Raw genomic sequence first — 21,508 nt, 5'->3', positions numbered from 1 at the left:
TAAGATCCTCCCAGACCTCAATGTGTTACTATAATATAGTAATATAAATAGCAAGAAGTCGAATTGATGGGAGTGCCGGAGCCCGTTTTTCAACAGTCAGCGGTCCAGATTATCGGGTATTCCTACAAAAGGAGCCGGGCATCGACGGTACTGTCTCGCCAATGTCTGGCGTAGAAATCAAAATCAGTACCGAGCGACAGGATTGTTTCATCAACAGATTCGACGGGCAGCTTTGCACCCGCCAGCAACGCAGCACCAAGACTCGTGCCCGTTGAACCCGGAGCGGCAATCACTTCGCGGGATGTGAGGGATCGCAAGGCGGAAAGGTATATTTGGTTGCGGGAGAATGGACCCTCGACAATTGTCGGGCCTATCGCGCCGATCAATTGAAGGCTCGTCTGCGTCATCAGCGCTGCATAGAGAGAAGCTGCTGCATTTCTGTCTGAGGCACCGTCCGGCTCACCATTCACCCAAACAGCCTTATGATTGGGGAAGGGTCCCGATCCTTGTATAATACTTGGAAGGATCATTGTCCGGTCGGCGATAATCCGGGCAAGCGTTTCAGCGTCAGGTTCGGCGATTTGACCTTGCGTCAGTTGATCGAATTCTCTTCCGCCCATAAAGCGGGCGGAAGGTACAGCTTTGCCGTAAACATCAACATTGGCCAGCGTGTCACGATCCGGGTCAAGTTGTTCAAGTGTTCCTCCCACAGCAAACAACACCACCCAGGTACCTGTAGAAATGACGGAAAAACCAGACTTGCGCCTCATCAGATGGGGTAGCAATGAAGCGTTGGAATCGTGAATGCCGCAATAAACCGGAATTGATTGTTTGCTCCCGATTTCGGCAGCCACTGCAGGCAGAATTCCGCCGATCCTCTCAAATGCCGAGGCTATAGGAGGAAGCAACGGCCGCAGCTCAAGCTTATCGACAAGACTGGAATAGCTGCATGTTTGCGGATTCCATAAATCGGTGTGACAGCCCAGAGATGTCACTTCGTTTCTGGCAATTCCGGTGAGACGCCACACCCAGTACTGAGCGTAGGTGACAATCGTCCTGACCGTGGCAAACTCGGCCGGAAATTGGGTTTTCTGATAATGGATTTGCGCTCCAACATTCAGGCCACCAGACTGCAGGGGGGAACCGGTTTCTGAAAAATCCGGGCGCAAAGCCGCATAGGCTGCGCAGACCTCATCGGGATAGCTATATTCATAATCAATAGCCGGCATGGCCAGACCTTGCCCATCAAGCAAGACGGCGGCTGCGCCATGCGCCGTTACGGAGATTGCGTCAAACCCCGGAGCGGAAGCAAATTCCGACAACGCACCGAGACAAAACTCCCAAAGAGTCTCGACATCATAGTGTGGGTACAGGCCGGTCTTCAGAACACGATTGGGCGTACTTCTCGCGACGATTTCCAAGCCGGTACCAGCGTCAACCACGACAACCTTGGCATTCGTCTTGCCGATATCCAGAACTGCAATATGACGAATTGCGCTCATGGGAGATGAAACATGTTCGTGAGCGGAGTTTGGACAGGCGAATTATCCTCGTTGGTTGCCATGATGTCAGCCATGTAAGCCCACCATTTTTTCATAACGGGATGCTCTGCCAGTTTTTGCATCCCATGATCTGCTGGCCGGGTTAAAACCCCAAAAAGCGTATGGGTAGCCGGATCAAGGTGGATCGAATAATCCCTGACACCCGCATCGTGCAACAGAACCACCAGTTCAGGCCATATTTCCGCATGGCGGCGCTTATATTCTGCTTCCATGCCCGGATTCAGCGTCATGGTGAATGCATATTTCTCAGTGAGATTCATGCTGTTTTGCCATATCTCAATCGACGGATGATGATCGGCAACGTGATTGTTGCGATTAACAAAAGTCCGATGAAGATCGACATAACAATACCCGGCACATTCAGCAGACCGAGACCAAATGTTACCAATCCCATCACAAACGCAGCGATAACGACACCGCCAATGCGGCCCGAACCACCGAGGATCGAAATTCCGCCAAGAACAACCATGGTCACGACCTCCAGTTCCCACCCTTGTGCAATCGAAGGACGGGTGGAACCTAGGCGGGACGTCAGGCAGACAGCTGCGATACCGGACATCAGGCCAGTGAGCAGAAACAACAGAAACTTGACGCGTTCGACACGAATGCCGGAAAAACGTGCGGCAAATTCATTGTTACCAATGGCATAGATGCGGCGGCCAAAATTTGTGGCATGCAGCAAAATCGCGAAAAGGCAGGCAAAAACTGCAAACAAGACGAATTCGAATGAGACGACCCAAAAGACATAGCCCTGGCCGAAATACGCAAAGGATGGGGGATAGCCGCCATAAGCCTTGTCGCCCAGCACAATATAGGCGATGCCTCGAAACAGGCTCATGGTGCCGATAGTGACGACGATTGAAGGCAGGCGCAGACCGGCAACGAGTACGCCATTGATTACGCCGCATCCGAGACCAACACCAATGCCGATCAAAACGATACCCGGTGTACCCACCCCCATTTGAGCCGCTGTTCCCATGGCAGTTGAAGCAAGCGCAATAATCGCAGCCACGGATAGGTCTATTTCGCCGGCTATAATCAACAGCGCCATAGCAAAGGCTATCAATGCCTTTTCAGTGAAATTGAATGTGGCGTCCGACAAGTTCCAAGCATTGAGGAAGTAAGGTGAGGCAAGGCTATTGGCAATGAAGATCAGCACTGCCACACATAAAAGCAGCGCTTCCCAGCTTGCAAAAAGACGCGAGGCAGATGTACCCAACCGATCAGGAATATGCCGTTTTTCCGTGACTGCGCTCATGCTGCTACCTCGATTTGTTCCGATGCACCGCGATCTCGGAGGATGATCCGCCCGCGTCGACGCTCTTGTCGCGCATTGAAGATAACTGCAGCAATGATTACCCCGCCTGAAATTGCCATTTGCGAGAAAGGCGAAATGTTGATGACTGGCAGCGCATTCTTGATAACACCAAGAAACAGCGCACCAAGAACAGCGCCTGCGACGGAACCTATGCCGCCGAGGGTTGAAATTCCGCCAATGACGCAGGCCGCAACACTGTCGAGCTCGAAGCCTGCAGCGATGTCGACATACGCGACCGCGTAGCGCGAAACCCAAAGATAGCCGCATAGACCCGCGAGCGTGCCGGAAATTACGAAAGCAAAGAAGCGGGTGCGCCCAACGTCGATGCCTGCGTAAACTGCGGCAGTCGGATTCCCGCCCGACGCGTAGATTGCGCGGCCAAGGAATGTGCGTGACATGACGAGATACATTACAGCCACAATGATAATGGCTATCCAACCAAGAACCGGCAGGCCAAGAAACAATTGGCGCGGCGTCTGAAGGAATGGTTCGCTCATCTGATGGGCGTTAACCCACGCGCCGCCGGAAAGCACAAAAGCCATCCCCCGATAGATGGTCAAAGTGCCGAGAGTAACAACAATCGAAGGGATATTGAGCTTCCACACAAAAAGCCCGTTGAGGGCACCGAGTATCGCGCCGATTGAGAGTGCCACAAGAACAATCAGGGGCAGGGGCAGATCCGGATAGGATGCATTTAACATGCCCACAGCCATGCCGGTAAAGGCAACATTGGCGGCCACGGACAGGTCAATCGACTTGGTAAGGATTACTGTCATCTGCCCCAAGGCCAGGATGATAAGGATCGACGTGTCGTTGAATATGTTGGATAAGTTACCGGGTCTGGCAAAACCCGGCGCGCGCGTTGAAAAGACCGCAAGCAGAACGGCAATAATAATTACCAGCAATATTTCGCGGTATCTGAAGATTTGTTTGATCATTACACACTCGCATTGCCGGTTGCCGCACGAACTAGTGTTTCGGGGCTCAAACTGTCACGCTCAAAGATACCTGCTGAAAGACCTTCACGCATAACGAGCACCCTGTCTGACATGCCCATTATTTCCGGCAGTTCCGACGAGACCATGATGATGCTGAGGCCTTCGCCAGCAAGCTCACTGATAAAGGCGTGAACTGCAGCTTTTGATCCGATATCAATGCCTTTCGTCGGCTCATCAAGAATCAGGATTTTGGGTTGCGTTGCCAGCCATTTGCCAATGACGACCTTCTGCTGATTGCCGCCCGACAATGTTCCCACCGGCACGGAAAGCGCTGCAGCACGTAGATCGAAACGCTCTGCATATTTGCGCGCAAGAGCAAATTCTGCTGCCGCATTCAGGAAGCCGGAACGCGATGTGCGTGCCAGCGAGGGGAGGGAGACATTTTGATAGATTGGCAATTGCAGCACCGCCCCATGCCGCCCCCGCTCTTCCGGGACATATACAATTCCGGCATTGATCGCTTCGCCGGGGCTACGAACGGTAATTTCCTTCCCGTCCAGTTTCAGCTTGCCGCTGGAGGGCTGGGTAATACCGAAAAATGACTGGCAGATTTCCGAACGCCCTGCACCGACAAGACCATAGATGCCAAATATCTCACCTTTTCTCAGCTCGAACGATATGTCGCGAAATTCTGTGGGATGCGTATAGTTCTCAACGGCGAATACGGTTGTTCCCAAGGCAATATCTACCTTGGGAAACGCATGTTCGACGGATCGTCCCACCATCAGTTTTACGATTTCATTTTGCTCGACACCGGCAAGCTCTCCGCTGCCCACGGCCTTGCCATCACGAAACACCGCATAGTGATCAGCGATCTCATACACTTCATCAAATTTATGGCTGATGAAAAGAATGGCTTTGCCTTGCGCCTTCAGCCTTTTGACAATCTGGAAAAGATCATCCACCTCCTTGCGCGACAATGCGGCTGTGGGCTCATCCATGATGACAATACGCGCATCGACCGACAAGGCTCGGGCAATGGCAACGAGATGACGCTGTGCAATGGACAAATCCTTGAGTCGTATGCGCGGATCAATGTTGCTTTCCAGTGAATGCAGCAGGGCGAGCGCCCGCGCATTGACCGCCTTCCAGTTTACCAGCCCGAGCCGGGACTTCGGCGCATGGCCAATAAAGATATTCTCCGCAACGGACAGCTCATCGAAAAGGACCGTTTCTTGATGAATAGCTGTTACGCCGACGTCTATCGCATCTTGCGCATTGGCGAATGCGACCGGCGCACCGTCGACATGGATTTCTCCCTCGTCGCAGGAATAGATACCGGTGAGGATTTTTACGAGGGTGGACTTTCCGGCGCCATTTTCCCCAATCAATGCCGTCACCTTGCCGGCATAGAGGGCGATATTCACGTCGTTCAAAGCCTTTACGCCAGGAAACGATTTGGAAATGCCGCGCATCTCCAGGAGCGGCATATCAGGAATTGGCATTAGCGCTGCAGTCTGGTTCATTGATTTTACCGAACAGGAACGCCCGGCAGATTGCCTGCCGGGCTTGAGAATATTGATCGAGATCAGAATATTTTGGAAAACTGGTCTATATTCTTGGCGTCATAGACGAACGGGTCAGCCATGGCGGCTTCACCATTGTCACCGATCTTGATCTTGCCCATGCGGCCAGCTTCGATTTCACTGCCCGGTGCACCGTCGGTTTCCTCTTTCACAAGGCGATAGGCGATCTGAGTAGCGGAATAGCCAAGGTCGATCGGGTTCCAGATTGCAAACTCCTTGGTCGCGCCAGACTTGATCGCGCCGGCCATTTCGGACGGAAGACCAAGGCCCGTGACATAGACTTCACCGATCTTCTTGGCATCTGCGACGGCTTGAGACGCCGCAAGAACACCGACGGTCGTTGGCGCAACGATAACCTTTACATTGGGCTGCGAGGTCAAAAGGCCCTGTGCTTCACGGTAGCTTTTGTCGGCAAGATCATCACCATAGACCGTTGTTGCCAGATTGAGACCCGGGAAATTCGGAAGTTGCTTCTTCATTTCCTCAATCCAAGTGTTCTGATTGGTCGAGGTTGTCGTGGCGGACAAAATTGCGAAATCGCCTTTGCCATCCTTGAGGTGATCGGCAGCAAGCTGCAGGCACATCTTGCCGATCAACTCGTTCGACGATGGGTTGAGGTGAACGATACGTCCATCCTTGCCCACTGCTGAATCCCACGAGATGACCTTGATGCCACGCGCCATTGCTTTTTTGAGGGCTGGAACAACCGCATCAGGATCATTGGCCGAGATGGCGATCGCGTTGACGTTCTGGGCGATCAACGAATTGATGACCTCTATCTGCCCTTCCGCCGTCGTCGATGTTGGCCCCGTATAGATGACTTCGACACCGCCCAGTTCCTTGGCCGCTTCCTGCGCACCCTTGTTAGCCGCTTCAAAGAAGCCGTTGCCAAGAGATTTCGCTACAAGACCGATTTTGATCGTATCGGCTGCCTGAGCATGAGATGCGAACATTGCAACGGCCAGAGCCGAGCCCAACGCGATTTTCTTTAGTAATTTCATTTTCTGTCCTCCCAGAGATTGATTACTGTATTCCTTAAGACCGCTGCAGCGCTTACGCGACCGAAGCGGAATCCCGTCGCTTGTCCTGAACCTTTGCAACAATGAGCTGCACGCCAGCCTCCTCAACCATTCTCCGATCCGCATCGGAAATGCCATCATCAGTGATAATCGTCGTTACCCTACCCAGCGGACACAGAATGAGGCTCGATCTGCGCGAAAACTTTGTCGAATCGACCAGCAGAACAAGTTCGTCGGCCTGATTGATGAGCTTCTGTTCGCCTTGAATGATCAGTGCGTCGGATTCCATGACGCCAAATGGCCCCACACCCTGGGAGCCCATAAACATGCGCTTGCCGTAAAAATTGCGGGTCACATCATTATCGAATGGCGAAAGAATAATGCTCTGCTCTCGATAAATCGCACCGCCCGGAACGGTAACCGAACTCTTTGAATTCTTGACAAGATGCTCGGCGATGGCAAAAGAATTGGTCATCACCTGCAAGCGGCGCGACGCAAGGAAATGCACCATCTGAAATGTCGTGGTGCCACCATTTATAATGATGGCATCACCCTCTTCGCACAGGGCAACAGCCTCACGGGCAATGGCACGTTTTTTGTCGGCATTTTCGGATTCAGAAACGTGAAAATGCCGCCCGGCAAGCGGGGCCAATTGTGCCGGATGAACGGCTTCAGCACCACCGCGGACCCTGCGCAGCTTACCTTGCACATGCAGCGCGGCAATGTCACGACGGATCGTTGCCTCTGACGCTTCCGTCAGCTCAGCAATGTCCTGAATGGTGATGACCGGTTTTTCCTGAACAGCGCTCAGAATGATGCGGTGACGCTCACGCTCGTGCATATGGATGGCTCCTCCTGCTTTAATCTATTGCGCAAATTCAATCTCAGTGTCAATCAACTTCAATCAAATAGTTTCATATTGCACTGCACAATGTAAGTTTATGACTGAAATTGATGGTTTGTGATTGACATCAAAGTGCCGTCTGCCGCATAGCTAATCGAAATTCTGAGGGGGTTTTATAGGCCCCGCATAACTTTTGGGAGGCAATCATGGCAGGCAGCATCCAACTTCTGGATAATCGTTGGGATGATCAAAAAGCAGCTGGTCTCGATGAGCCGGGCAAGTTGCTCTATCGTTCCAACCTGCTTGGTGCCGATAAGCGCATAACCAATTATGGTGGCGGCAATACTTCCGCAAAGGTAACGCAGACGGACCCGCTCACCGGCCAGCCTGTGGAAGTATTGTGGGTCAAGGGTTCCGGTGGCGATGTCGGAACCATAAAGCTTGATGGCTTTGCCACACTTTACATGGAAAAGCTCAACTCCTTGAAGTCGATATATAAAGGGATTGAGGATGAAGATCGCATGGTGGGATTCCTGCCCCATTGCACCTTCAATCTGAACAGCCGTGCCGCCTCGATCGACACCCCCCTCCATGGCTTTGTGCCTTTCAGGCACGTCGATCACATGCACCCCGATGCAATTATCGCCATCGCTGCGTCGAAAAACTCCCGTGAACTGACAAGTCAAATTTTCGGTGACGATATCGGCTGGTTGCCTTGGCGCCGCCCCGGGTTTCAACTTGGCCTTGACCTTGGTGCCTATGTTGCAGCCCATCCAAACTCCAAGGGTGTCGTGCTGGAAAGTCACGGGCTTTTCACCTGGGCAGATGATGCCAAGGATTGCTATGAATTGACGCTGGAAATCATCAACAAGGCAATCAGTTGGTTCGACCAACAGACATCTGGCAAGGATGTCTTCGGAGGTGCGGCAACGAAAAGCCTGAGCGCATCAGAACGCCGTGCCATCGCAGCAAAGCTGATGCCTGAAATTCGCGGGAAAATCGGTATTGCCGAACGCAAGCTTGGGCATTTTGACGATCAGCCCGCCGTGCTGGAATTTGTCAATTCGCACGATCTGCAACCACTAGCCGCGCTAGGCACAAGTTGCCCCGATCATTTCCTGCGCACAAAGATCCGGCCGCTTGTGCTCGATTTTGACCCGGCACAACCCGATGCGGATGCCATTGTCGCCACCCTGGATAGTGCGCTGGAAGCATATCGAGCCGACTATGCCCGATACTATAATGACTGCAAGCATGGCAACTCACCTGCGATGCGTGATCCAAATCCGGTCATTTTCCTCATTCCCGGTGTTGGCATGCTTTCATTTGCCAAAGACAAGGCCACCGCGCGTATCGCGGGAGAGTTTTATGTTAACGCGATCAATGTGATGCGCGGCGCATCATCTGTGTCGGAATATCAGGGGCTGCCTGAACAGGAAGCCTTTGACATTGAATATTGGCTGCTTGAGGAAGCCAAACTTCAACGTATGCCGAAGCCGAAATCATTGGCTGGCCGTGTCGCTTTTGTCACCGGTGGGGCCGGTGGCATCGGGCGAGCAACCGCTGAGCGGTTGCTCGGGGAGGGCGCTTGCGTTGTGCTGGCTGATATAGATGCTGAAGCCTTAAAAGCGACCAGTGAGGACCTCGCCAACCGTTACACAGCTGATGCTGTGCGCAGTGTGCAGCTGAACGTTACCGATGAAGCTGGCGTCATTGCCGGTTTTGCCGAAGCGTCAGTTGAATTTGGCGGAATTGACATTCTCGTCTCCAATGCTGGCATCGCGTCGTCTGCGCCTATTGAAACCACTGAACTCTCCATGTGGACCCGCAATATCGACATTTTGGCAACCGGCTATTTTCTCGTGTCACGCGAAGCTTTCCGTCTGTTCCGCCGGCAGAAGATCGGCGGCAATGTTGTGTTTGTCGCTTCCAAGAATGGTCTTGCCGCATCGCCGAATGCCAGCGCCTATTGTGCAGCCAAAGCTGCCGAGATTCATCTTGCACGTTGCCTGGCGCTGGAGGGAGCGGATGCCGGAATTCGTGTCAATACCGTTAATCCTGACGCAGTTCTGCGAGGTTCAAAAATCTGGAACGGGGAATGGCGCGAGCAACGTGCAGCTTCGTCGAATTTGCAGGTTGATGAACTGGAGGAGCATTATCGCAAACGCTCAATGTTGAAGCTGAACGTGTTCCCGGAGGATATTGCCGAAGCTATCTACTTCCTGGCTTCCGACGCGTCGGCCAAATCGACAGGCAACATCATCAATGTCGACGCGGGTAATGCGCAAAGCTTTACACGTTAGCTGTCCGGGGAGGATATTATGGCTGAACTGCAGATTTCAGGCGATCTGATCGCGAGTGAAAACGACAAAGTACGAACTGCCCAAAAGAGCGACTATGATGCGCTGGGCGCACGTCTTGACCGGCACGGCGTCGACATCGAAACGATTACCAACAAAGTGGCGGCGTTTTTCGTTGCCGTACCCTCCTGGGGAGTCGGCACCGGCGGCACGCGCTTTGCGCTCTTTCCAGGACATGGCGAACCACGGGGTATTTTCGATAAGCTTGATGATTGCGCGGTGATACAGCAGTTGACCCGGGCTACGCCAAATGTGTCGCTGCATATCCCGTGGGACAAGGCCGATCCAAAGCAATTGAAAGCCCACGCGGATGCGCTCGGTCTGGGTTTCGACGCAATGAACTCCAACACGTTCTCGGATGCCGCCGATCAGAAGCATTCCTATAAGTATGGTTCACTTAGCCACGTAGATCAGGCTACGCGCAGTCAAGCCATTGATCACAATATCGAATGTATCGACATTGGCGTTGCGATTGGCTCGAAAGCGCTTACGGTGTGGGTTGGCGACGGTTCCAATTTTCCAGGTCAAAGCAATTTTGCCAAATCATTTGAGCGGTATCTCGGATCAATGGCGGAGATATACAAAGCTCTGCCCGATGACTGGCGCATCTTCTCCGAACACAAAATGTATGAGCCTGCCTTCTATTCAACGGTCGTGCAGGATTGGGGTACAAATTACCTCATTGCGCAAACTTTGGGGCCGAAAGCATTCTGTCTCGTCGATCTCGGTCACCATGCCGCCAACACCAATATTGAGATGATAGTTTCCCGGCTTATCCAATTCAAAAAGCTCGGTGGTTTCCATTTCAACGATTCCAAATATGGGGATGACGATCTTGATGCGGGATCAATCGATCCCTACCGGTTGTTCCTTGTCTTCAATGAACTTGTTGATGCCGAGGATCGTGGTGTGCCAGATTTCCACCCCGCGCACATGATCGACCAATCGCACAATGTCACCGATCCTATCGAAAGCCTGATCTCAAGCGCCAATGAAATTCGCCGCGCTTATGCGCAGGCTTTGCTGGTAGATCGCAAAGCGCTCGGCGCCTTCCAGGACGATAACGACGCGCTGATGGCTTCGGACTCGCTGAAGCGGGCTTACCGGACTGACGTTGAGCCCATTCTTGCTGAAGCAAGACTGCGGGCAGGTGGTGCGATTGATCCTATCGCTACCTATCGCAAAAGCCAGTACCGGCTGAAAATCGGCAAGGAACGCCCTGCCAGCCTGGCCGGCGGTGGCGGCATCATCTAATCCGTATCATCTATTAGAAAAAATAAGGGCAGCGCCCTAAAGCGCTGCCCTTATTTTTTGAATTGACAGCATCCCCAACATTTGTTCTTATTCTATTATAAAGAATTCTAATCCATAATAATAGAATAATAGGGGAATGACCATGAAACCATTAAAGCTAGCACTGCTTCTCGGTTCCGCATTGATTGCACTGAGCCCATCTGCTTTTGCCCAAACAAAAGGCGGCGTGATCAACGTCGCCACGATCGGCGAACCGCCAACGCTGGATGCAATGGCATCAACGGCCGATCTGGTCGGCATTGTTTCGCAGCACATCTTCGAAACGCTCTATACGTTTGACAAAAACTGGAACGCCACGCCATTGCTGGCGGCAAGCCTGCCCGAAGTATCGCCAGACGGCAAAGTCTACACAATTAAGCTGCGCACCGGGGTTAAGTTCCATGATGGAACAGACATGGATGCCACCGATGTCGTAGCCTCTTTAAAGCGGTGGACCCAAATCGCGTCCCGCGGAAAACAGGTCGCCTCCTTGATCACATCAATTGACGTTGTTGATCCAGCCACTGTCAAAATAACACTCAATGCGCCTCATGCGCCGCTTCTCTCGCTACTAGCATTCAACAATGCAGCCGCGATCATCCTCCCGAGCGAAAAACAGCAAAGCCCGATGACCGAACCTGTTGGCACCGGACCTTACAAGCTTAAAGAGCGTAAGGCCGATCAATATATCCAGCTGTCACGCTTTGATGACTACAAGTCCCCTGAAGGCGAAGAAACCGGCTATGGCGGCGCGCGTCATCAATATCTCGACGAAATTCGTTTCGTACCCGTTCCAGATGCCAATACGCGCGTCGAAGGTGCCGTCGCTGGCCAGTTCGATTATGTCGACAGTCTTCCGGTTGAAGCCTATGCCCGATTGAAAGATCAAAAAACGACTGAAGCCGTGCTGCTGAAACCTTTTGGCTGGCCAGTTTTTGTCATGAATACAAGCGCAGGCATCACCAAAAATCAGGATATCCGCCTGGCTATCCGTGACTCACTGAGCATGGAAGACATGTTGGCCGCGGCCTTTGGAAGTACCGATTTCTATTCTCTGGATGCTTCACTTTACCCTGATGGCTACAGCTGGAAAACAGATGCAGGAACGGAAGGCGCCTATAATGTTGCTGATCCGGAAAAAGCTGCGGAACTGATGAAAAAGGCCGGATATAACGGTGAACCGATCCGCATTCTTACCAGTCGTCAGTATGAGTTCCATTATAAAATGGCGCAAGTTGCCGCCGAATATCTGAAAGCTGCGGGCTTTACAGTGGATATGCAGGTTGTCGATTGGGCGACACTGACACAGCGGCGAGCTGACCCGAAGCTCTGGGATATTTACATCAGCCATAGTCCGTTCTTGCCAGAACCCGCGCTCATTGGTGCTATGTCAACAAGCGCACCAGGCAATTGGGATACGCCTGCGCGTAAAGTCGCAGTGGATGCATTCAATTCCGAAGTGGACCCGGCAAAACGTGTGGCTCTTTGGGCAGAGGTGCAGAAGGTGATCTATGCCGAAGTACCGATCATCAAGATCGGTGATTTCAACGCGCTCTCAGCAAAATCACCGAAGCTGGAAGGCTTCACACCAGCGCCGTGGCCCTATTTCTGGAACGTCTCGCTCAAACAGTAGGACCTGTAAGACTTCAATGGCAGCGGAACGAACGTCCTTCCGCTGCCAAACCGGATTTTGTTCCTTCTGACAGGACGCCTGATGCTTCGCTATATCATCCAACGCTTTATCGGTATGATCATCGTCATGTTTCTGGTGGTGACGATTGTATTTGTCATCGTGCGTGTCACACCCGGCGATCCGGCGGCTGTCATGCTCGGGCCGGAGGCCACGGCCGCTGATATCGCTGCCTTGCGGCAACAGCTTGGGCTCGATCAATCGATCTTGTTGCAGTACTTCTACTTCATCGGCAATTTGCTGAAGGGAGATCTCGGTCAGTCGATTTTCCTTAATCAGCCAGTACTTGAAGCGCTTGTACAACGTGCAGAACCCACCTTCTTCCTGACCATATTCTCGCTACTGATCGCAAGTATCATTGCAATACCGATTGGAATTTACGCTGCCTATCGCCGTGGCTCGGTGTTTGATCAGGCTGCAACAGCCCTTGCCATGCTTGCGGCAAGCATCCCAAGCTTTTGGCTTGGCCTCATATTAATGCAGATTTTTGCTGTGCGCTTCGGCCTGTTTCCTGTTTCCGGCTATGGGGGGCCTGGCACATCGCTGACAGAGCGGCTTGAATATCTGGTGCTGCCGGCCTTTGCATTGGGCATCGTCTCGTCCGCATTGATCATGCGTTTTACACGAGCCTCCATGCTCGATGTACTTGGCGATGATTATATCCGCACAGCGCGCGCCAAGGGCGTCGATGAGCGCCGCGTGGTGCTAAAGCATGCCTTCAAAAATGCGTTGATCCCCATCCTCACTGTCATTGGCCTGACCGCTGCCGTGCTGATTTCCGGCGCGGTTGTTACAGAGACGGTTTTTGGTCTTCCCGGGGTCGGCAGCCTGGTTGTATCGGCGGTTTTGCGCCGCGACTATCCCGTCATCCAGGGTGCGTTGCTTATTATCGCGGCACTCTACGTGCTCATTAATTTCGCAATCGACATGCTCTACCTCGTCGTTGATCCAAGGGTGCGTTACTGATGACCGATATTGTCTCGACCGCGCCGCAAAGCGAGCGCTCCAAATTCTTCCATGTGCTGATCAAGCGAAAGACCGTACTTTTTGGCCTGATTGTCCTTGCAGTTTTCGTAACGCTGGCGATCTTTGCGCCTTTGATAACGCCCTATGCGCCTAACAAGCTCTCAATCGTTAACCGGCTAAAACCACCGGACGCCAGTTGGTTCTTTGGCACCGACGAGTTTGGGCGTGATGTCTTCTCCCGCACAATTTTTTCCGCACGGCTATCACTGCTCGTAGGCTTCGCAGTGGTTGTCCTTGCCTCAGTGATAGGCGTGACGTTGGGTATTCTGGCTGGCTTCTTCCAAAGGCTCGATGCGCCGATCACCCGGCTTATCGACGCCATGATGGCGTTTCCCGATATTCTGCTCGCAATTGCGCTTGTTGCCGCGCTCGGGCCATCACTGACAACCGTGATTGTGGCGCTGAGTATTGTTTATGCACCACGATTGGCACGTGTTGTGCGGGCGTCGACACTTGTCATCCGTGAATTGCCCTATGTGGAAGCTGCAACATCGCTCGGTATTTCCAAATGGCACATCATGACGCGGCATATATTGCGAAATCTTCTGTCTCCGATCCTTGTTCAGGGAACCTTCCTCTTTGCCAATGCGATGCTGGCAGAAGCCGGCTTGTCATTCCTTGGTCTTGGCGTCAGCCCCGAAGTACCCACCTGGGGAACGATGATCGCGTCAGGACGCCAATATATCGGCACCGCAGACTGGATGACTTTGTTTCCCGGTATTGCGATCGTGCTTGCCGTTCTCTCCCTGCAAATGGTCGGCGATGGCTTTCGCGACCTGTTAGACCCCCGTCTCAGAAAGGATCTGTGATCATGCCTGCCACTTTTGCAACCGCTGCTTCATCTCAAAGGGAAGGGCGCTTGCTTCTGACCAACGTAAATCCGGTAGCATTCGGCCCGAATACCCCCGCAACGAAAATCGATATCTTGATCGACGCTGATGGAAATATTGCGCAGTTTGGTTCTTCGCTGAACGTTACCGGCGACGTGCAACGGGTCGACGCCAAAGGATCGTGGATTTCTCCAGGCTGGGTCGATCTGCATGCCCATATTTGGCATGGCGGCACCGATATCTCCGTTCGGCCGCAAGTATGCGGCGTTGAACGTGGCGTTACGACGATTGTGGATGCAGGCTCAGCAGGCGAAGCCAACTTTCATGGCTTCCGCGAATATATCATCGATCCGGCAAAGGAACGGATCAAGGCATTTCTCAATCTGGGCTCAATAGGCCTCGTAGCCTGTAACCGCGTCAGCGAGCTGAGCGATATTCGCTCCATTGATATTGACCGGACCGTTGCATGCGTCAATGAAAACCGCGATCACATCGTGGGTCTGAAAGTGCGCGCAAGCCATGTCATCACCGGATCGTGGGGCGTTACTCCGGTAAAACTTGGCAAGAAAATCGCCAAGATCCTTAAAATTCCCATGATGGTTCATGTCGGCGAGCCTCCAGCTCTATATGAGGAGGTTCTGGAGATCCTGGGGCCCGGCGATATCATCACCCATTGCTTCAACGGCAAGGTTGGCAGCAGCATTATTGAAGACGATGATTTGTTTGAGTTAGCTGAACGTTGCGCAGGCGAGGGCATTCGTCTCGATATCGGCCATGGCGGTGCCTCATTCTCGTTCCGCGTCGCGGAAGTTGCCATTCAGCGCGGACTTTTGCCTTTTTCCATATCAACCGACATTCACTTGCGCAGCCTGAACTTTTCGGTATGGGACCTTGGCACAACCATGTCCAAATTGCTGAGTGTGGGCATGCCTTTTGATAAGGTGGTCGAGGCGGTCACGCTCTCGCCGGCCTCTGCCATAGGTCTGCCGACGGACAATCTCTTGTCTGTTGGCAAGCGCGCAGATTTTACGATCTTTGATCTTGCCGATTCAGACCTCAAGGTCATCGACTCCATGGGCTATGAGGCCAACCTCAGCAAATTATTCGAACCCCGTATGGTTGTTCTGGGCACCGAGACGATTGCGGCCAGCCGTTATCAGCCAGTCGTGCCGGAGACCTCCGGCGCCATTGCGCCCTATTCGTACCGTTAGGATTTCGTCTTGAGTCACAGTACCCCTACAGCACTACAGAGCGAAACCTTGCCCTATGAGCGGTTAAGGGCGCTTGGAATTACGTTGCCCCCGGCGCCAAACCCGATAGCAAATTTTGTCACCCACATTCAGGAAGGCAATCTGCTCTATCTGTCAGGGCAAGGACCGCGTGAGGCCGACGGTTTCATGCATACGGGAAAAGTCGGCGGCAATGTCAGCGTTGAAGATGCATACCAACATGCACGACTGACGGCCATCAATCTCCTGGCCGTCATGCAATCAGCACTCGGGGATCTGAACAGGGTCAAGCGCGTCGTGAAACTGCTTGGAATGGTCAATGCCGTTTCGGACTTTGCCGACCATCCCCTTGTTATCAATGGCTGCTCGGACTTGCTGATCAGTGTTTTTGGCGAAGCAGGCAATCACGCCCGCTCTGCGGTCGGCTTCGGGTCACTTCCAGGCAATATCACAGTCGAGATCGAGGCGATCATCGCCTTGAAGGATTAGGAATCAGGAATGACTACGCCAACCCATAATGGTTTCGATACGGTCCGCAGAGGCTTTGACCTCACTGGCGTAGCGGTCCGGGTTGTCCGCAATTTTCTGTTCTGCAAGGACTATGGAAATAGTCGCGATGCATACACCTTTATCATCGCAGATCGGCGAAGCAACGCAGGCCACTGCATAGTCGGATTCACCCGCCTGAATGGAAATGCGAGCCTTCAAAGCTTCTCCGGCCGCCGCCGACAGGGCCGAGGGATCAATGACTGCACGTCCGGTGGGAGAAGATTTTGCACAGTGCTCGAAAAGATCCAGCCGTTCTTTTTCCGGAAGGTGCCCGACAAGCAGACGCCCCGAAGCGGTCCAATTCAGCGGAACACGCGTGCCGACGCGGGATGTCACCTGGAAATGACCAGGACCATCTGCCATGGCAAGCACCATCATATGGTCGCCATCGCGTCCGCATACCTGAACAGTCTCGCCGGATATGCGGCTCAGATTATGCATTTCATGATTTGCCACATTCAGGAAATCCAAAGACCGCGCATAGGCAAGGCCATAATGATAAAGGCGAGCCCCCAGCCAGACCGTGCTGTCGCTGTTGCGCGAAAGCATATTCTTTTCAACCAAATCGTCGATTATCACATAGACGGTCGAAAGCGGAGCGCCGATAGCTTTGGCGATAGCATAAATGCCTGCTGGAGAGCCCGTCTCGTAAAGATAGTCAAGCACCTGCAACGCGCGGTCCATACCGCTGACGCGCGAGCGTTTTCCGGTCGACTCTGCCTTCTCGTAACCGCCGGATGTGTCCATGTCTGATATTTTGGCGGTCACGTTCGCAGCTCCTGCTGGTTGGTTTGGGTTACACCACTCTTATTACATTATAGCGGCATATATGCCAAGAAAATGGAATGCAAGGAGAATACTATGACTGACATTCGCGCATCGCGAGGGTTGCGACCGGTAATCAATGTTTCGGGAACAATGACGGCATTGGGCGCATCGATTGTTGTGCCTGAAGCGGTCGCAGCAATGACCGCCATACTTCCACAGTTTGTGGAAATCAACGATCTGCACAAGCTTGCCAGCCCCGTTATTGCCCGTCTGACCGGCGGAGAAGCGGGCTTTGTAACGGCCTCATGCTCTGCAGGAATTACGCTTGCGGTAGCGGCAGCCATGACGGGCAATGATCTGGCCGCCATTGAACGGTTGCCGGATGCCACTGGCCTCAAGGACGAAGTGATTATTCAAACCGGTCACGTTGTCAGCTATGGTGCGCCCGTCGATCAGGGCATTCGTTTAGCTGGTGCCAAGGCGGTCCTGATTGGTCAGGCAACCTCGTGCTACCCTTATCACCTGGATGGCGCGATCAACGAGCGCACCGCTGCTGCCGTTTTTGTCGTGTCCCACCATACAGTCCAGTATGGTCTGATTGCCCTGAAGCAATTTGCCGAAGTTTGCCATGCTCGCGGTGTTCCAGTTATTGTTGATGCGGCCTCGGAATATGATTTCAAGATATTCCTTGAACAGGGCGCAGACATCGCACTCTATTCGTCGCACAAGTTCCTTGGCGGTCCAACAGGCGGTATTGTTGCCGGAAAGAAGCAGCTTGTACGCGATGCCTTCCTGCAAAATCGCGGCATTGGACGCGGCATGAAGATCGGCAAGGAGAGTATTCTTGGTACGATTGCGGCACTGGAAGCATGGGAAAAGCGTGACCATATCGGTACTCGTGAGCGGGAAACCGGGCTATCTCCACCTATGGAAGCAGACACTGACCGGCAAACCGGGTGTCACTGCCGAGATCGAAGCGGATCCGACGCACAACCCCCTTGATCGGCTCCGAGTAACCATCAATCCACACGAAGCCCATATAACTGCCTGGGATTTTGCCGATGCACTGGCAGCAGGATCACGCCCGGTCATCGTGCGTGATCATGAGGCGGAACATGGCTATTTTTATCTGGACCCATGCAATCTGCATCCTGGTGAAGAGACAATCGTCGCAAGCCGTCTTGAGGAGGAGTTGGCCAAGGCCCGCGCTTCCAACCAGATTATCTCCTCGCCTTATGAGGAGCGATATCAGGCGCGCATTGATGCCTTGATGCGCTGGCCCGATTGATCGCACATCTGAAAGGACCAATCCATGGATAAATCCGTTTCCCCTGTCTTGTCAGTTTCGAACCTGACAACGTCATTTCTGGCTGACGGCAAATGGCGGCCCGTGGTGCGCAATGTTTCATTCGATGTCGCCCCCGGCGAAACAGTTGCCATTGTTGGTGAATCCGGTTCCGGTAAAAGCGTCACCTCCTTGTCGATTATGCGGCTTCTGCAGAAAGACAAAAGTCGCATCGAAGGCAGGATATTGCTTGATGGTAAGGACATACTTAGCTTGCCTGAAAGCCAGATGCGCTCGGTCCGGGGCAACGATGTCGCAATGATCTTCCAGGAGCCGATGACCAGTCTCAACCCGCTGTTCACCATCGGCCAGCAGATCAGCGAGGCCCTGCTTTGCCATCACGATATGTCTCGGGCCGATGCACGGGTCGAGACGATCCGACTGTTGGAAAAAGTCCGTATCCCGGCAGCAAAATCGCGGTTCAACGAGTATCCGCATCGTTTTTCCGGTGGCATGCGTCAACGCGTGATGATCGCCATGGCGCTTGCCAGCAAACCGAAACTGCTCATTGCCGACGAACCGACCACGGCGCTCGACGTTACGATTCAAGGCCAGATTCTGGACCTGATAAAGCTTCTGCAGGATGAGGAGGGCGCTTCGGTCCTCTTCATCACCCATGATATGGGTGTTGTTGCCGAAATTGCGGACCGCACGGTGGTTATGTACAATGGCGAAGCGGTTGAAACGGGTCCCACTGAAGACATTTTTGCCCGGCCCCGGCACCCCTATACCCGCTCATTGCTGTCGGCGGTGCCTATCCTTGGCTCTATGCAGGGCCGCGAGCGGCCATTGCGGTTTCCAGTTGTAGACCGAAATACCGGCACGTCAGATACGCCTGTCGAGGCCGCGGACACGGTCCAGACCGAAAAGCCGCCATTACTTGAAGTCCGCAATCTCACGACGCGCTTCAACATTCATTCCGGCATGTTCGGCCAATTGGAGGGCAGGGTTCATGCAGTGGAAAACCTGTCCTTCAGCCTGCAACCTGGCGAGACACTGTCCTTGGTCGGCGAATCTGGCTGTGGCAAGTCGACAACGGGTCGTTCCATCATGCGGCTCGTGCAGCCGCAATCGGGCGAGGTCCTTCTTAACGGCAAAGACGTCTTGATGATGGAACCAAAACAGCTTCGCGATATGCGACGCACCATGCAGATGATCTTTCAGGACCCGTTCGCAAGTCTCAATCCGCGTATGACTGTCGGCGCAGCGATCGCTGAACCCTATCTCGAGCATAAACTTGGAACGCGCGCACAGGCCCGCGACAGGGTTGCGGATCTGTTGGAGCGGGTTGGCCTGAATGCCGATATGGCGGCACGCTACCCGCATGAATTCTCCGGCGGTCAGCGCCAGCGCGTGTGCATTGCGCGCGCCCTGGCCCTCGATCCCCGGATTATTGTGGCAGATGAATCCGTTTCTGCACTGGATGTTTCCATCAAAGCGCAGGTGATTAATCTCCTGCTCGACCTGCAATCCAGTCTCAATCTTGCCTATCTTTTCATCTCACACGATATAGCTGTCGTCGAGCGCGTCAGCCATCGCATTGCTGTTATGTACCTTGGGGAGATCGTTGAAATCGGACCACGTTCGGCGATCTTCGAAAATCCCCAGCACCCCTACACGAAGAAGCTGATATCGGCTGTACCCGTGCCAGATCCTTCCCGGCGCGGTATAAAGCGGCCGGTTTCCAATGACGAAATTAAAAGCCCTGTACGCACACCCGATTTCGTCACGCCGGCGAGACAATATAAGGAAGTTTCCACCGGGCACATTGTTCAAGTTGCCTAGAACAATTCAGCAAATTGCCGGAGCCGAGAGCGTTTTATGAGAAATATTGCCAGAATGACCGAGTAACCGTTCCTTATCGTGCGGTTTTCCGCAGGTTTCATGCGAGGGCTTGAGACATTTGTCTGATCGTGAGATGAACTGACAACACCAGCCCAGAGCAGGATCCGTCATGGCCAATCCATTTATCGATCACCTAGTCAACGAAATCGAGGGACTGAAGACGTCAGGGCTCTACAAATCCGAGCGCGTCATCACGTCCAAGCAAGCAGGGCAGATAGAGATCGCGTCCGGCGCCAAGGTCCTCAATTTTTGCGCGAATAATTACCTCGGTCTTGCCGATAATGACGAACTTGCTGAAGCGGGGAAAGCCGCTCTTGACCGCTATGGCTACGGCATGGCTTCGGTCAGGTTTATCTGCGGCACGCAAGAAGAACACAAACAGCTTGAAGCCCGCATCTCGAGATTTCTTGGTCTTGAGGACACCATTCTTTATTCCAGCTGTTTCGACGCAAATGGCGGCCTGTTTGAAACCCTGCTCGGTGAAGAAGATGCGATCATTTCCGATGCGCTCAACCATGCCTCAATTATCGACGGGGTGCGTTTGTCGAAGGCCAAGCGCTTCCGCTATGCCAATAATGATATGGTCGCGCTGGAAGAAGAACTGAAGAAGGCAGAGGGAAGCCGCTTCAAGATGATTGCGACAGATGGCGTATTCTCCATGGACGGGATCATTGCCAATCTGCAAGGCGTTTGCGATCTTGCCGAAAAGTACGGTGCAATGGTCATGGTCGACGACAGCCATGCGGTCGGTTTTGTCGGCAAGAATGGCCGTGGCTCCGCAGAATATTGTGGAGTCGAGGGCAGGGTTGATATTATCACCGGCACGCTCGGCAAGGCGCTTGGCGGCGCTTCGGGCGGTTACACATCCGGCAAAGCCGAAGTAATAGACTGGCTACGCCAGCGCTCGCGCCCCTATCTTTTTTCCAATACGCTCGCGCCGGTTATCGCCGCTGCATCGCTCAAGGTATTCGATCTTATCGAACAGGGCTCTGAACTCCGTAACCGGCTCACTGAGAATGCCGCACATTTCCGTCGCGACATGAGCAAACTCGGTTTCAAGCTGGCTGGCGCTGACCACGCGATCATACCGGTCATGCTCGGCGAAGCAACGTTGGCTCAGGAAATGGCAGCCCGAATGCTGGAGAAGGGCGTATATGTCGTCGGCTTTGCATTTCCTGTTGTGCCAAAGGGTCAAGCGCGTATCCGCACCCAGATGTCGGCGGCCCATACCAGTGAAGATGTAGCGCGCGTTATCGAAGTCTTTGCAGAAGTTGGGCGCGAGCTCGGCGTCATTGGAGCAAAATGA

17 protein-coding genes and 1 pseudogene are annotated in these 21,508 nt (G+C 53.3%); 10 read left to right on the top strand and 8 right to left on the bottom strand.

Going from position 1 to position 21,508, the window contains the following annotated elements; genetic code table 11:
• Positions 1 to 122: 122 nt before the first annotated feature.
• The 7 genes from QFZ34_RS05270 to QFZ34_RS05240 form a co-directional block, all read right to left on the bottom strand.
• A complete protein-coding gene (locus QFZ34_RS05270; protein WP_307277820.1) occupies positions 123 to 1,502 on the bottom strand; it encodes an FGGY-family carbohydrate kinase in 1,380 nt (459 codons plus the stop codon).
• Positions 1,499 to 1,822 carry an L-rhamnose mutarotase gene (gene rhaM, locus QFZ34_RS05265; protein ID WP_307277816.1) on the bottom strand — a complete coding sequence of 108 codons (324 nt, stop codon included), beginning with the start codon at positions 1,820 to 1,822 and terminating at the stop codon, positions 1,499 to 1,501. Before rhaM ends, QFZ34_RS05270 begins: the two co-directional genes overlap by 4 nt.
• On the bottom strand, positions 1,819 to 2,820 hold the full coding sequence (locus QFZ34_RS05260) for an ABC transporter permease (RefSeq protein ID WP_307277813.1): 1,002 nt from the start codon (positions 2,818 to 2,820) through the stop codon (positions 1,819 to 1,821). The genes rhaM and QFZ34_RS05260 overlap by 4 nt, the downstream gene beginning before the upstream one ends.
• Complete coding sequence (locus tag QFZ34_RS05255; protein WP_370878691.1) at positions 2,817 to 3,818, bottom strand: ABC transporter permease; 1,002 nt, start codon at positions 3,816 to 3,818, stop codon at positions 2,817 to 2,819. The genes QFZ34_RS05260 and QFZ34_RS05255 overlap by 4 nt, the downstream gene beginning before the upstream one ends.
• Positions 3,818 to 5,344, bottom strand: a complete 1,527-nt coding sequence (locus tag QFZ34_RS05250; RefSeq protein WP_307277810.1) for a sugar ABC transporter ATP-binding protein — start codon at positions 5,342 to 5,344, stop codon at positions 3,818 to 3,820. Before QFZ34_RS05250 ends, QFZ34_RS05255 begins: the two co-directional genes overlap by 1 nt.
• Before the next feature lie 62 nt (positions 5,345 to 5,406).
• Positions 5,407 to 6,405: a rhamnose ABC transporter substrate-binding protein gene (gene rhaS / locus QFZ34_RS05245; RefSeq protein ID WP_115054011.1), complete on the bottom strand. Its 999-nt coding sequence runs from the start codon at positions 6,403 to 6,405 to the stop codon at positions 5,407 to 5,409.
• A 52-nt stretch (positions 6,406 to 6,457) separates the two neighbouring features.
• Positions 6,458 to 7,264 carry a DeoR/GlpR family DNA-binding transcription regulator gene (locus tag QFZ34_RS05240; RefSeq protein ID WP_307277807.1) on the bottom strand — a complete coding sequence of 269 codons (807 nt, stop codon included), beginning with the start codon at positions 7,262 to 7,264 and terminating at the stop codon, positions 6,458 to 6,460.
• 209 nt (positions 7,265 to 7,473) lie between these two features.
• Here QFZ34_RS05240 and QFZ34_RS05235 point away from each other — a divergent pair, with 209 nt between their 5' ends.
• The 7 genes from QFZ34_RS05235 to QFZ34_RS05205 all read left to right on the top strand — a co-directional run bounded on the left by QFZ34_RS05235 (position 7,474) and on the right by QFZ34_RS05205 (position 16,184).
• On the top strand, positions 7,474 to 9,570 hold the full coding sequence (locus QFZ34_RS05235; RefSeq protein ID WP_307277805.1) for a bifunctional rhamnulose-1-phosphate aldolase/short-chain dehydrogenase: 2,097 nt from the start codon (positions 7,474 to 7,476) through the stop codon (positions 9,568 to 9,570).
• 18 nt (positions 9,571 to 9,588) lie between these two features.
• A complete protein-coding gene (rhaI, locus tag QFZ34_RS05230) occupies positions 9,589 to 10,881 on the top strand; it encodes an L-rhamnose catabolism isomerase (protein WP_307277803.1) in 1,293 nt (430 codons plus the stop codon).
• A gap of 142 nt (positions 10,882 to 11,023) precedes the next feature.
• Positions 11,024 to 12,553, top strand: coding sequence for an ABC transporter substrate-binding protein (locus QFZ34_RS05225; protein WP_307277801.1), 1,530 nt, complete (start codon positions 11,024 to 11,026; stop codon positions 12,551 to 12,553).
• An 81-nt stretch (positions 12,554 to 12,634) separates the two neighbouring features.
• Positions 12,635 to 13,576: an ABC transporter permease gene (locus tag QFZ34_RS05220; RefSeq protein WP_307277798.1), complete on the top strand. Its 942-nt coding sequence runs from the start codon at positions 12,635 to 12,637 to the stop codon at positions 13,574 to 13,576.
• Positions 13,576 to 14,445: an ABC transporter permease gene (locus QFZ34_RS05215; RefSeq protein WP_307277794.1), complete on the top strand. Its 870-nt coding sequence runs from the start codon at positions 13,576 to 13,578 to the stop codon at positions 14,443 to 14,445. The genes QFZ34_RS05220 and QFZ34_RS05215 overlap by 1 nt, the downstream gene beginning before the upstream one ends.
• A 2-nt stretch (positions 14,446 to 14,447) precedes the next feature.
• A complete protein-coding gene (locus QFZ34_RS05210) occupies positions 14,448 to 15,677 on the top strand; it encodes an amidohydrolase/deacetylase family metallohydrolase (protein ID WP_307277792.1) in 1,230 nt (409 codons plus the stop codon).
• A 9-nt stretch (positions 15,678 to 15,686) separates the two neighbouring features.
• Positions 15,687 to 16,184, top strand: coding sequence for a RidA family protein (locus QFZ34_RS05205; protein WP_307277791.1), 498 nt, complete (start codon positions 15,687 to 15,689; stop codon positions 16,182 to 16,184).
• 3 nt (positions 16,185 to 16,187) lie between these two features.
• On the opposite strand, the gene QFZ34_RS05200 is transcribed toward QFZ34_RS05205, so the two are convergent.
• A complete protein-coding gene (locus QFZ34_RS05200) occupies positions 16,188 to 16,991 on the bottom strand; it encodes an IclR family transcriptional regulator (RefSeq protein ID WP_115054019.1) in 804 nt (267 codons plus the stop codon).
• A 114-nt stretch (positions 16,992 to 17,105) separates the two neighbouring features.
• Here QFZ34_RS05200 and QFZ34_RS05195 point away from each other — a divergent pair.
• The 3 genes and pseudogenes from QFZ34_RS05195 to QFZ34_RS05185 all read left to right on the top strand — a co-directional run bounded on the left by QFZ34_RS05195 (position 17,106) and on the right by QFZ34_RS05185 (position 21,508).
• Positions 17,106 to 18,300, top strand: a pseudogene (locus tag QFZ34_RS05195) (aminotransferase class V-fold PLP-dependent enzyme).
• A gap of 24 nt (positions 18,301 to 18,324) precedes the next feature.
• Entirely contained in the window at positions 18,325 to 20,142 is a 1,818-nt protein-coding gene (locus QFZ34_RS05190) for an ABC transporter ATP-binding protein (RefSeq protein WP_307277787.1), read from the top strand.
• Positions 20,143 to 20,311: 169 nt separating this feature from the next.
• A complete protein-coding gene (locus tag QFZ34_RS05185; protein WP_307277785.1) occupies positions 20,312 to 21,508 on the top strand; it encodes a glycine C-acetyltransferase in 1,197 nt (398 codons plus the stop codon).

It is taken from the genome of Phyllobacterium ifriqiyense (assembly GCF_030817885.1).
Lineage (GTDB): Bacteria > Pseudomonadota > Alphaproteobacteria > Rhizobiales > Rhizobiaceae > Phyllobacterium > Phyllobacterium ifriqiyense.
Note: the sequence above shows the minus strand (reverse complement) of the source record. Positions and strands in the feature narration are given on the sequence as shown.